This is a genomic window from Streptomyces cyaneofuscatus (assembly GCF_000718135.1).
GTDB classification, from domain to species: domain Bacteria; phylum Actinomycetota; class Actinomycetes; order Streptomycetales; family Streptomycetaceae; genus Streptomyces; species Streptomyces cyaneofuscatus.
Genome location: NZ_JOEM01000034.1, coordinates 1 through 13,025 on the forward strand (window position 1 = coordinate 1; position 13,025 = coordinate 13,025).

General features: G+C 69.8%; 4 protein-coding genes and 1 tRNA gene. 4 read left to right on the top strand and 1 reads right to left on the bottom strand.

All coding sequences use genetic code 11. The features are described from left to right. Positions 1 to 214 precede the first annotated feature (214 nt). Positions 215 to 287: transfer RNA gene (locus IF17_RS0134405), tRNA-Thr, on the top strand. Positions 288 to 357: 70 nt separating this feature from the next. On the opposite strand, the gene IF17_RS0134410 is transcribed toward IF17_RS0134405, so the two are convergent. After that, a complete protein-coding gene (locus tag IF17_RS0134410) occupies positions 358 to 2,985 on the bottom strand; it encodes a SpoIIE family protein phosphatase (protein ID WP_030574880.1) in 2,628 nt (875 codons plus the stop codon). Positions 2,986 to 3,385: 400 nt separating this feature from the next. Between IF17_RS0134410 and IF17_RS0134415 the strand changes: the two genes are divergently transcribed. The 3 genes from IF17_RS0134415 to IF17_RS0134425 all read left to right on the top strand — a co-directional run bounded on the left by IF17_RS0134415 (position 3,386) and on the right by IF17_RS0134425 (position 12,777). After that, positions 3,386 to 8,818, top strand: coding sequence for a HAMP domain-containing protein (locus tag IF17_RS0134415; protein ID WP_030574882.1), 5,433 nt, complete (start codon positions 3,386 to 3,388; stop codon positions 8,816 to 8,818). A 244-nt stretch (positions 8,819 to 9,062) separates the two neighbouring features. Beyond that, entirely contained in the window at positions 9,063 to 9,746 is a 684-nt protein-coding gene (locus IF17_RS0134420; protein ID WP_030574886.1) for a response regulator, read from the top strand. Positions 9,747 to 9,948: 202 nt separating this feature from the next. Beyond that, complete coding sequence (locus IF17_RS0134425; protein WP_030574888.1) at positions 9,949 to 12,777, top strand: DNA translocase FtsK; 2,829 nt, start codon at positions 9,949 to 9,951, stop codon at positions 12,775 to 12,777. The last annotated feature ends 248 nt before the right edge of the window (positions 12,778 to 13,025 follow it).

The following is a 13,025-nucleotide window of genomic DNA, read 5'->3' on the forward strand; positions in this document are numbered from 1 at the left end:
ACCCTGTGGGAGAGTAGGACGCCGCCGAACAATTTTTCCGGGAAAGCCCCGCACCGTATGGTGCGGGGCTTTTCTGCGTTCCGGGCCCAGGCGACCGGACCCTTCCCTCCCGGCCGACGGCAGTGCCCGCAAGCCCGCAAAAGTCGCGCCGGCCGCGATTATGAACATCCCCGGATCCCGTGTATGGTTTACCTTGTTGCCACAGCGCAGCGAGGCCCCAATAGCTCAGTCGGTAGAGCGTCTCCATGGTAAGGAGAAGGTCTGCGGTTCGATTCCGCATTGGGGCTCAGAGAGAATCAGAGAGAATGCGAAAGGCCCCCGCCACTGGCGGGGGCCTTTCGCGTTGGTGGCCTTACATCAGGCGCGGGGCGGCTCCGGGACGCGCATGGCCAGGATCGCCATGTCGTCCGAGGCGGGCTCCGCGGCGAAGCGTTCCACGGCTCGCAGGATGCGTGCGGCGACCGCTCCGGCCGTCAGGCCCGTACAGGTCGAGAGGACGTCCGCGAGGCCGTCGTCGCCGAGCATGCGGGTACCCTCGCGGCGCTCGGTGACGCCGTCGGTGACACAGAGGAGGACGTCGCCCGGGTTCAGGGTGACCTCCTGCTCGTACAGCTCCAGGTCCTCCAGGACGCCGAGCAGGGGCTGCGGTTCGGCCGCGGACTCCACGGAGCCGTCCTGGCGCAGGCGCAGCGGCAGCGGGTGGCCGGCGCAGACCACCTTCAGGAGGGCGCTGCCGTCCTCCTGGGGCCACAGCTCGCCGTACAGGAGCGTGAGGAAGCGGCTGCGGGCGCCCTCGTCGAGGATCGCCGCGTTGAGGCGCTCCAGGACCGCCGGGCCGGGGAAGCCCTCCTTGGCGAGCAGGCGCAGAGCGTGGCGAGCCAGGCCCGTGACGGCCGCCGCCTCCGGGCCCGTACCGCAGACGTCGCCGATGGCGAAGCCGTACGCACCGTCGTGGATCGGGAAGACGTCGTAGAAGTCGCCGCCGACCTCGTTGCCCTCGCCCGCGGCACGGTAGATGACCTCGATCTCGACGTTCGGGACATCGGGGAGGCCCGGGGGCAGCAGGCTGCGCTGGAGGGACTGGCTGATCGCCATGCGCTCCGAGTACAGGCGGGCGTTGTCCAGGGCCAGGGCGGCCCTGCGGGAGAGATCCTCGGCCAGTTCCAGGATCTCCTGGCGGAAGTGGTCGTCCGAGGGCTTCCCGAGCGTCAGCATGCCGATCACGCGGTTGCGGGCGACCAGCGGCAGGACCACCGTCTCGCCGCCGACGGCCTGGGCCGTGGCGAGGATGGTGCGGGTGGCCGTGGACATGCTCAGCGGTGCGTCGTGGGCCAGGCTGCGACTGGAGGTGGACAGCGCCGCGCGGTGACCGGCCTCGGACGGGGCGGCCCAGATGCGGGCGCCCGGCGTCGGGACCGGGTCGGGCGGGGCGATCTTGGAGAGCAGGGTCTTGAGGCCGTCGATGAGGTCCTCGTCCTCGTGGAGCACGTACGAGAGGTACGGGTCCGAGGACTGGTCCGCGATCGTGTAGACCGCGCACCAGGTGGCCAGGGTCGGGACCGTCATCTGGGCCATCAGCGCCAGCGTCTGGTCGCGGTCGAGTGTGCCGGCCAGCAGGTCGGAGGCCTCCACCAGGAAGGAGAGGGAGCCGCGGCGCAGCCGTTCCAGCTCGCCGAGGCGCGCGGACTCCACCGCCAGGGCGATGCGGTCGGCGGCGAACTGGAGGCGCAGGGCCTCCTCGTTCGAGTAGCGGCCGCGGGCCTCGGCCGCGACGCCCAGGGAGCCCGTGAGGCGGCCCTCGACCTTGAGCGGGACCGTGACGACCGAGCGCATCCCGGTGTCGGTGAGGAGCGGAACGGCGCCGGGGACGGCGGTCAGGTCCTCGTGGACCGCCGGCATCCGGGCGGAGCCGTACCGGCCTGTTCCGGCTTCGACGGGGACTCTCGCGAAGCGCTGACGGGCCGAGGGGAGGCCCGTCGTGGCGCGGACCTCCAGCTCCGTCTCGTCGTCGGTGGCGAGGAGGAGGAACGCCGCGTCGGCGTCGAGCATGTCGCGGGCGCGCTCCACCGTGCGCTGGAGCAGGCCGTCCAGGTCGTCGGGGGCGGGGGAGCCGATGAAGACCTCGAACGGGTCCGCGGAGCGGTTCTCGGACGAGGAGTCGGAGACCGGGGCGCGGACCGGGGACTGGAGGACGGCGCGTTCGTAGTCGCGGACGAGGAGGCAGACCGTGGACGGTTCGCCGTCGGTGTCGCGGACCCGCAGGTGCGAGGCGTAGACGGGGGTGACGCGGCCGTCGGCGCAGCGGATCCCGTAGCTGCCCTCCCAGCGGGAGAGCCGGAGCGCGTCCGCGATGCCGGTGTTGGTGCCGGGGGTGTGCGGCCAGGCCACGAAGTCGGTGAGCTGCTTGCCGGCGACCTCGTCCGCCCCGTGCCCGAAGAGGAAGGCCGCGTCGTCGTTCCACGCGGCGATCGAGCCGGAGTGGTCGATCTGGACGACCGCGACCCGTACGCGCTGGTCCGCCACGGGCAGCAGCGCGGTGGGCAGGAGCGGTCCGGCGGAGCGGATGCCGACCGGGCGCTCGGGGAGGTCCAGCTGAAACCAGACATGTTTGCGGGTGGGGGTGTACTCGACGCCCCAGCGGGAGGCCAGGGCGGCGCAGAGGAGCAGGCCCCGGCCGTTCTCGCGGTCCGGGGAGCCGAAGTCGAGTCCGTTGCTCTGGAGCGGGACCTCACGCTCCGGATAGTGGTCGGCGACCTCGACGCGTACGCCGTCCTCGGTGCGGAGGCAGAGGACGTCGGCCGCCGTCCCCGCGTGGACCACGGCGTTGGTGACGAGCTCGCTGGTGAGGACGACGGCGTCGTCGACGACATCGTTGTATCCCCACCCCTGGAGGGTGTCCCGGACAAAGGCGCGGGCGGTCGCGACCGAGCGCCCGACCGGTTCGAAGGTGGCGGCCGCGCGCGCGGTGATCACAGCACTCCCCATATTGGTGTCTCGTCGCTTCCCCGAGTCCTGTGCCCGTTTCTCGCCGCTTCGATTCGCTTGCCAGGCTAGACGTATCTCAAGGGTGCCGGGTACACGAGGGCCGAGATCGGGACAGGACGCCGCAGGAGTTGTGCGCGGGCGCACGAGTATGTCTTCCGGTAGGAGTGACGGGGTGCAAGCGGGGGAGGTTGCCCGCCGACCTGTTCCGGCCTGGTACGTTGCAACGATTTGACGTCCGCCCGGCCACCCGTTGACGGTGTGCTGTGGCGGTGGTCCACAGTGGAGCTGGGCAAGCTTCCGGATAGGCCCGAGCGAAACGGTCAACCCCTGCGGGAGGGACACGGTGGAGTCTGGCGTGGCGGCGCGGGGTTCAGAAACGCGTACAAAAGGCGGGCAGTCCGTGAAAAAGCAGCGCAATGGCACCGTCGAGGTCGACGCGGCAGCTCTGAACAGACTGCTGGCGGGACTCGTCGCGATGCGCGACGGCAATTTCCGCAGGCGGCTCACCGTCTCCGGCGACGGCGTGATGACGGAGATCGCGGCGGTCTTCAACGAGGTCGCCGACCGCAATCTCCACCTCACGGGTGAGCTGGCGCGGGTACGGCGGGTGGTCGGGCGTGAGGGCAAGCTGACCGAGCGGCTGGAGACGGGGGCCTGCGAGGGCTCCTGGGCCGCCGCGATCGACGCCTCCAACGAGCTCGTCGACGATCTCGCGCGACCGGTCTCCGAGGTGGGCCGGGTGCTGTCGGCGGTCGCCGACGGTGACCTGGAGCAGCGGATGGAGCTGCGGTCGCACACGACGGACGAGACGGTACGGCCGCTGCGCGGCGAGTTCCTGAAGGTCGCCCGTACGGTCAACAACCTCGTCGACCAGCTGTCGGTCTTCACCGAGCAGGTGACCCGGGTCGCCGTCGAGGTGGGTACCGAGGGCAAGCTCGGGGGCCAGGCGCAGGTGCGCGGGATGTCCGGGTCCTGGAAGGACCTGACGGACTCCGTCAACACCATGGCGTACCGCCTCACCGCCCAGGTCCGCGACATCGCGCTGGTGACGACGGCGGTCGCCAAGGGTGATCTGTCGCGGAAGGTCACCGTCCATGTGGCCGGCGAGATGCTCCAGCTGAAGAACACCGTCAACACGATGGTCGACCAGCTGTCCTCGTTCTCCTCCGAGGTGACGCGCGTCGCCCGTGAGGTGGGTACGGAGGGCGAGCTGGGTGGTCAGGCGACCGTGCCGGGCGTGGCCGGGGTCTGGAAGGACCTCACCGACTCCGTCAACACGATGGCGGGCAACCTCACCTCCCAGGTGCGTGGCATCGCCGAGGTGACGACGGCGGTCGCCAGTGGTGACCTGACGCAGAAGGTCACGGTGAGCGCGCGCGGCGAGGTCGCCCAGCTCGCCGAGACGATCAACCAGATGACCGAGACGCTGCGCACCTTCGCCGACGAAGTGACACGTGTGGCGAGCGAGGTCGGTGGCGAGGGGCTCCTCGGCGGCCAGGCGCAGGTGCCGGGCGCCGCGGGGACGTGGAAGGACCTCACCGATTCGGTGAACACGGTCTTCCGGAACCTGACCACACAGGTGCGAGACATCGCGCAGGTGACGACTGCGGTGGCCAGCGGTGACATGTCGCAGAAGGTCACGGTCGACGTGGCCGGGGAGATGCTGGAGCTGAAGAACACCGTCAACACGATGGTGGACCAGCTCCAGTCGTTCGGTTCCGAGGTGACCCGTGTGGCCCGGGAGGTCGGCGTCGAGGGCCGGCTCGGCGGCCAGGCCGAGGTGCCGGGCGCGGCCGGGACGTGGAAGGACCTCACCGACTCGGTGAACACCGCCTTCCGCAACCTGACCGGTCAGGTCCGGGACATCGCGCAGGTCACCACGGCGGTCGCCAACGGTGACCTCTCCCAGAAGGTCACCGTGGACGTGGCCGGGGAGATGCTGGAGCTGAAGAACACCGTCAACACGATGGTGGCGCAGCTGTCCAGCTTCGCCGACCAGGTGACGCGGATGGCCCGGGACGTGGGCACCGAGGGCCGCCTCGGCGGTCAGGCGCGGGTGGACGGCGTCTCGGGTACGTGGAAGGAGCTCACGGACTCCGTCAACTTCATGGCCGGGAACCTCACCTCCCAGGTGCGGCAGATCGCCCAGGTGACGACGGCGGTGGCGCGGGGCGACCTGTCGCAGAAGATCGACGTGGACGCCCGGGGCGAGATCCTGGAGCTCAAGAACACGATCAACACGATGGTCGACCAGCTCTCCGCCTTCGCCGACCAGGTGACCCGCGTCGCCCGCGAGGTGGGCACGGACGGCCGGCTCGGCGGTCAGGCGCAGGTGCCCGGTGTGGCCGGAGTATGGCGCGATCTCACCGACTCGGTGAACGGCATGGCGGGGAACCTCACCGCCCAGGTCCGTAACATCGCGCAGGTCGCCACGGCGGTCGCGCGCGGTGACCTGTCGCAGAAGATCGACGTGGACGCGCGCGGCGAGATCCTGGAGCTCAAGAACACCCTCAACACGATGGTGGACCAGCTCTCCAACTTCGCCGAGCAGGTCACGCGGGTCGCCCGCGAGGTGGGTACGGAGGGCATCCTCGGCGGACAGGCCGAGGTGCAGGGCGTCTCCGGTACGTGGAAGGACCTCACCCAGTCCGTCAACGGCATGGCGAACAACCTGACCCTCCAGGTCCGCAACATCGCCGAGGTCACCACCGCGGTCGCCAAGGGCGATCTCTCCAAGAAGATCACCGTCGATGCCAAGGGCGAGATCCTCGAACTGGTCACGACCGTCAACACGATGGTCGACCAGCTGCTCAACTTCGCCGACGAGGTGACCAGGGTGGCCCGCGAGGTGGGTACCGAGGGCATCCTCGGCGGCCAGGCGCGGGTGCGCGGGGCGACCGGCATCTGGAAGGACCTCAGCGACAACGTCAACCTGATGGCCAACAACCTGACCAGCCAGGTGCGGAACATCTCCCGGGTCTCCTCCGCGGTCGCCAACGGCGACCTGACGAAGAAGGTCACCGTGGAGGCGCGCGGCGAGGTCGCCGAGCTGGCCGACACCGTCAACACCATGGTGACGACGCTGTCTTCTTTCGCCGACGAGGTCACGCGTGTGGCCCGTGAGGTGGGTACGGAAGGTGAGCTGGGCGGCCAGGCACGGGTGCCGGGAGTCTCCGGTACGTGGAAGGACCTCACCGAGTCCGTGAACTCGATGGCCTCCAACCTGACCGGCCAGGTGCGGCAGATCGCCACGGTCACCACGGCCATCGCCAAAGGCGACCTGACGAAGAAGATCGACATCGACGCCCGGGGCGAGATCCTGGAGCTGAAGAACACCATCAACACGATGGTCGACCAGCTCTCCTCGTTCGCCGACCAGGTGACCCGGGTCGCCCGCGAGGTGGGCACGGAAGGGCAGCTGGGCGGTCAGGCGCGGGTGCGCGACGTGGACGGCACCTGGCGCGACCTCACCGAGTCGGTGAACGAGATGGCCGGGAACCTGACCCGTCAGGTGCGCGCCATCGCGGCCGTCGCCACCGCGGTGACCCGCGGCGATCTGAATCTGAAGATCGACGTGGACGCGGCCGGCGAGATCCAGGTCCTCCAGGACAACATCAACACGATGATCGCCAACCTGCGCGACACCACCCTCGCCAACAAGGAGCAGGACTGGCTGAAGGGCAACCTGGCCCGGATCTCCGGTCTGATGCAGGGCCGCCGCGATCTGGACGACGTGGCCTCGCTGATCATGAGCGAGCTGACGCCGGTGGTCTCGGCGCAGCACGGCGCGTTCTTCCTGGCCATGTCGCCGGGCGACTCGGACGAAGTGGGTCCGGACCACGCCGACGACAACGCGTACGAGCTGCGGATGCGGGGGAGTTACGGCTACTCCGCGGGGTCGATGCCGACCTCGTTCCGTCCCGGTGAGACGCTCATCGGAACGGCGGCCGAGGAGAAGCGGACGATCCAGGTCGACAACGTTCCGCCGGGGTATCTGAAGATCTCCTCCGGGCTCGGCGAGGCGCCGCCCGCGCATGTGATCGTGCTGCCGGTGCTCTTCGAGGGCAAGGTGCTCGGTGTGATCGAACTGGCCTCGTTCCAGCCGTTCACGCACATCCAGCGGGACTTCCTCAACCAGCTCGCCGAGATGATCGCGACGAGCGTCAACACGATCAGCGTCAACACCAAGACGGAGAAGCTTCTTGAGCAGTCCCAGGAGCTGACCGAGCAACTGCGGGACCGCTCGCAGGAGTTGGAGAACCGGCAGAAGGCCCTCCAGGCGTCCAACGCCGAACTGGAGGAGAAGGCCGAGCTGCTGGCCCAGCAGAACCGCGACATCGAGGTCAAGAACACCGAGATCGAGGAGGCGCGGCAGGTCCTGGAGGAGCGCGCCGAGCAGCTCGCGGTCTCGATGCGCTACAAGTCCGAGTTCCTGGCGAACATGTCGCACGAGCTGCGCACGCCGCTCAACTCGCTGCTGATCCTCGCCAAGCTGCTGGCGGACAACGCCGAGGGCAACCTGTCGCCCAAGCAGGTCGAGTTCGCCGAGACGATCCACGGGGCCGGTTCCGACCTGCTCCAGCTGATCAACGACATCCTGGACCTGTCGAAGGTCGAGGCGGGCAAGATGGACGTCAGCCCGACCCGGATCGCGCTGGTCCAGCTGGTCGACTACGTGGAGGCGACCTTCCGCCCGCTCACCGCGGAGAAGGGCCTCGACTTCTCCGTACGGGTGTCGCCGGAGCTTCCCGCGACGCTGCACACCGACGAGCAGCGGCTCCTCCAGGTGCTGCGCAACCTGCTGTCGAACGCGGTGAAGTTCACCGACAGTGGGGCGGTGGAGCTGGTGATCCGGCCGGCCGGCGCCGATGTGCCGAACGCGATCCGGGAGCACCTGCTGGAGGCGGGGTCGCTGCGGGACGCGGATGCCGATCTGATCGCCTTCTCGGTCACCGACACCGGGATCGGGATCGCGTCCAGCAAGATGCTGGTGATCTTCGAGGCGTTCAAGCAGGCGGACGGTACGACGAGCCGCAAGTACGGCGGTACCGGTCTCGGGCTCTCCATCAGCCGGGAGATCGCGCGGCTGCTCGGCGGCGAGATCCACGCGGCGAGCGAGCCGGGCCGGGGCTCCACCTTCACGCTGTACCTGCCGCTGCACCGCGCCGAACTGCCGCCCCAGGGCTACCCGCAGGTGGGTTCCGGTTCTTCCGAGGGGCTGGGCGGCGGGTCCGAGAACGGGCAGGGGTCGCCCAACGGCGACTCGGCCCCGCTGGGGGACCCGGCCAACTCCGCCGGGGTCTTCCGGCGGCGGCGCAAGGCCCTCGGGGACGCGGCCCGACGGCCCGCACTGCCCGCCGGGCGGCCGGCCGGCGAGAGCGCGCCGCAGGAGGAGTGGGTGCAGGGGAGCCCGGCCGGTACGGAGGAGGCTCCGGCGCCCCGACGGACGTTCCGGTTCCGCGGCGAGAAGGTGCTCATCGTCGACGACGACATCCGTAACGTCTTCGCGCTCACCAGCGTGCTGGAGCAGCACGGTCTCGCCGTGCTGTACGCGGAGAACGGCCGCGAGGGGATCGAAGTCCTGGAGCAGCACGACGATGTGACGGTCGTGCTGATGGACATCATGATGCCCGAGATGGACGGGTACGCGACCACGACCGCGATCCGGCGGATGCCGCAGTTCGCCGGGCTGCCGATCGTCGCGCTCACCGCGAAGGCGATGAAGGGCGACCGGGAGAAGGCGATCGACTGCGGGGCTTCCGACTATGTGACGAAGCCGGTCGATCCTGATCACCTGCTGGCGGTGATGGAGCAGTGGATGCACGGAGAGTGATGGGATACTGAGCGAATCGGCGTGAGTTGCTGATCGGCTGTGCGCGAACGGGTGTGAACGCCCTGTATCCGGGGAACCTTCTGGTCTCCCACCGCGTTTGCGGTATGTGCACAGTGACATCGCGGTGACAGGGTGTGGTGACGGGCGGGGTGCGGCTACCATGACCGGCACAAGGACGGACGGCGTAAGGGAGTCGTCCCCTGGGGCGGCACCCGGTGCATTTCCGGGGCGAGGAGGACGGGCCATGGTGCAGAAGGCCAAGATCCTCCTGGTCGATGACCGGCCGGAGAATCTGCTGGCGCTGGAGGCCATCCTCTCTGCGCTCGATCAGACACTGGTCCGGGCATCGTCAGGGGAGGAGGCGCTCAAAGCGCTGCTCACGGACGACTTCGCGGTCATTCTGCTGGACGTCCAGATGCCGGGCATGGACGGTTTCGAGACCGCCGCCCACATCAAGCGGCGGGAGCGGACGCGGGACATCCCGATCATCTTCCTCACCGCGATCAACCACGGTCCGCACCACACCTTCCGCGGATATGCGGCCGGCGCGGTGGACTACATCTCCAAGCCGTTCGACCCGTGGGTGCTGCGGGCGAAGGTCTCGGTCTTCGTCGAGCTGTACATGAAGAACTGCAAGCTCCGCGAGCAGGCCGCGCTCCTGCGACTCCAGCTGGAGGGCGACGGCCACGCGGGCGGCGAGCACGAGAAGGAGCCGGCCGGTCTGCTGGCCGAACTCTCCGCGCGGCTCGCGGCGGTCGAGGAGCAGGCGGAAGCCCTCTCCAAGCAGCTCGACGACGAGTCCGCCGATGCCGCGGCCGTCGCCACGGCGGCCCATCTCGAACGCAAGCTGACCGGCCTGCGCCGCGCGCTCGACGCGCTGGAGCCGGGCACGGGCGGCGGCGCCGGAATCCTGCCCGCTCAGCAGTAGGGCCTTCCGCCCGTCAGAACCAGGGCTTTCCCGTCAGACCAGGGCTTTCCGTAGGGATCGGCCGATCAGGGTGGATCGGACCGGGCCCGGGGCGCTCCTCGCCATGAGGGCGCGTCAGTTCCCGGCCGTCCGGAGGCGACACGGTCGGGTGAACCGGTAGGCGAACGTGTTCACGGGCGTCGACACCGGTAACCTCGGCACCATGGCCTCACGTACGTCCGGCAAGGGTTCCCAGGGCACGGCGGGCACCGCGAAGCGCGTCGGCCGTACACCGGGGCCGGCGAAGAAAGCCGCGCCCGCCAGGAAGACCGCCCCCAAGAAGTCGACCGCGCCCGCGAAGAGGGCGCCGGCGAAGAAGGTGGCGGCCAAGAGGCCCGCGCCGAAACCCGCACCGTCCCCCACCAACGGCATCTACCGGCTGGTGCGCGCCATCTGGCTCGGCACGGCCCACGGCGTCGGCGCGGTGTTCCGCTCCATAGGGCGCGGTGCGAAGGGACTTGACCCCGCCCACCGCAAGGACGGCCTCGCCCTCCTGCTTCTCGGCCTCGCGCTGATCGTGGCCGCGGGCACCTGGTCCAATCTCCAGGGGCCGGTCGGCGACCTGGTGGAGATGCTGGTGACCGGGGCGTTCGGCCGCCTCGATCTGCTCGCGCCGATACTGCTCGGCGCCATGGCCGTACGGCTGATCCTGTATCCGGAGCGGCCCGACGCCAACGGCCGGATCGTCATCGGGCTCTCCGCCCTCGTCGTCGGCGTCCTCGGCCAGGTCCACATCGCCTGCGGCTCGCCGGGCCGCGAGGACGGCACGGAGGCGATGCAGGACGCGGGCGGGCTGGTGGGCTGGGCCGCGTCGAAGCCGCTGATCTTCATGATGGGCGAGGTCCTCGCCGTACCGCTGCTGGTGCTGCTCACCGTCTTCGGCCTGCTCGTCGTCACCGCGACCCCGGTCAACGCCATCCCGCGCCGGCTGCGGCAGCTCGGCGTCCGCCTCGGCATCGTGGAACCCGCGTACGAGCCCGGCGAGGTGTACGAGGACGACGACGAGCGGTACGACGAGCAGTGGCGCGAGGCGCTGCCCGCCGGGACGCGGCGCGGCTCCGGGCGCCGGCAGGCCCCTGACGCCGACGACGCCGTCTACGACCACGACCATGCCGAGGCCGAGGCGCTCACCAAGCGCAGGCGGCCCCGCCGGCCCGCCGCTCAGCCCGCGATGAACCGGACCATGGACGCGGTGGACGTCGCGGCGGCCGCGGCCGCCGCACTCGACGGGGCCGTACTCAACGGCATTTCGCCCTCGCCGGTCGTCGCCGACCTGACCCAGGGCGTCTCGGTGGACCGGGACCGGGACCGTACCGGCTCGACGCCCGTGCCCGGAGCCCGGGAGGCCGGACAGCACGGCGGCGCGGGCAAGGACCGGGGGAACGCGGGCAAGGCGGGGGCTGCCGCTTCCGGGCCCGTCGACCCCGGTGGCGTACCGGATCTGACCAAGCCCGCTCCCGAGCGGACGGGGGACCTGCCCGCCCGCGCCGAGCAGCTCCAGCTCTCCGGCGACATCACGTACTCGCTGCCCTCGCTCGACCTGCTGGAGCGCGGCGGGCCCGGCAAGACCCGCAGCGCCGCCAACGACGCCGTCGTCGCCTCGCTGACCAACGTGTTCACCGAGTTCAAGGTCGACGCCGTCGTCACCGGCTTCACCCGGGGCCCGACGGTCACCCGGTACGAGATCGAGCTCGGCCCGGCCGTGAAGGTCGAGAAGATCACGGCGCTCGCCAAGAACATCGCGTACGCCGTCGCCAGTCCGGACGTGCGGATCATCTCGCCGATCCCGGGGAAGTCGGCCGTCGGCATCGAGATCCCCAACTCCGACCGGGAGATGGTCAACCTCGGTGACGTGCTGCGCCTCGCGGACGCGGCCGAGGACGACCACCCCATGCTCGTGGCGCTCGGCAAGAACGTCGAGGGCGGCTACGAGATGGCCAACCTGGCGAAGATGCCGCACGTCCTGGTCGCCGGCGCCACCGGATCGGGTAAGTCCTCCTGCATCAACTGCCTGATCACCTCGGTCATGGTGCGGGCCACCCCCGAGGACGTCCGGATGGTCCTCGTCGACCCCAAGCGCGTCGAGCTCACCGCGTACGAGGGCATTCCGCACCTGATCACCCCGATCATCACCAACCCCAAGAAGGCCGCCGAGGCGCTCCAGTGGGTCGTGCGGGAGATGGACCTGCGCTACGACGACCTCGCCGCCTTCGGCTACCGGCACATCGACGACTTCAACCACGCCGTGCGCACCGGCAAGTGCAAGACGCCCGAGGGCAGCGAGCGGGAGCTGTCCCCGTACCCGTACCTCCTGGTGATCGTCGACGAGCTGGCCGACCTGATGATGGTCGCCCCACGCGACGTCGAGGACTCCATCGTCCGCATCACCCAGCTGGCCCGCGCCGCCGGGATCCACCTGGTGCTCGCCACCCAGCGGCCCTCGGTCGACGTGGTGACCGGTCTGATCAAGGCGAACGTGCCCTCCCGGCTCGCCTTCGCCACCTCCTCCCTCGCCGACAGCCGGGTCATCCTCGACCAGCCCGGTGCCGAGAAGCTCATCGGCAAGGGCGACGGGCTCTTCCTCCCGATGGGCGCCAACAAGCCCACCCGTATGCAGGGCGCCTTCGTCACCGAGGACGAGGTCGCGGCCGTCGTCCAGCACTGCAAGGACCAGATGGCCCCGGTCTTCCGGGACGACGTCGTGGTCGGTACGAAGCAGAAGAAGGAGATCGACGAGGACATCGGCGACGACCTCGACCTGCTCTGCCAGGCCGCCGAGCTGGTCGTCTCCACCCAGTTCGGGTCCACCTCGATGCTCCAGCGCAAGCTGCGGGTCGGCTTCGCGAAGGCGGGGCGGCTGATGGACCTGATGGAGTCCCGGAACATCGTCGGCCCCAGCGAGGGATCCAAGGCGCGCGACGTCATGGTGAAACCGGACGAGCTCGACGGGGTGTTGGCCGTCATCCGAGGGGAATCCGCTCCAGAGGGGTAATCCACCCGTAAAGGTTTCGTGGGCAACCGTTTCGTGCGGTCGTACGTCAAGTTGGAGGGAGGGGGGAACGATGTTCCTCCCTCCCGCCCAGCCCGTTGTCCCCCACCCTGTTCGGCCCACTCCAGGTTGCCCAGTCCTCGATCGGGGCACGGTCCCGTCCCCGCTCCGCCCGCGGAGCGGTCCGCGGGGCCGTCCGGCGAACCCGATGGCGTACAAAGCCGTCCCTCCCGGTTGCCCCTCCCTTTCGT

Coding starts and splice junctions, on each gene's coding strand:
- IF17_RS0134420 (WP_030574886.1), top strand. CDS start 9,063: ATGGTGCAGAAGGCCAAGATCCTCCTGGTCGATGACCGGCCGGAGAAT.
- IF17_RS0134410 (WP_030574880.1), bottom strand. CDS start 2,985: ATGGGGAGTGCTGTGATCACCGCGCGCGCGGCCGCCACCTTCGAACCG.
- IF17_RS0134425 (WP_030574888.1), top strand. CDS start 9,949: ATGGCCTCACGTACGTCCGGCAAGGGTTCCCAGGGCACGGCGGGCACC.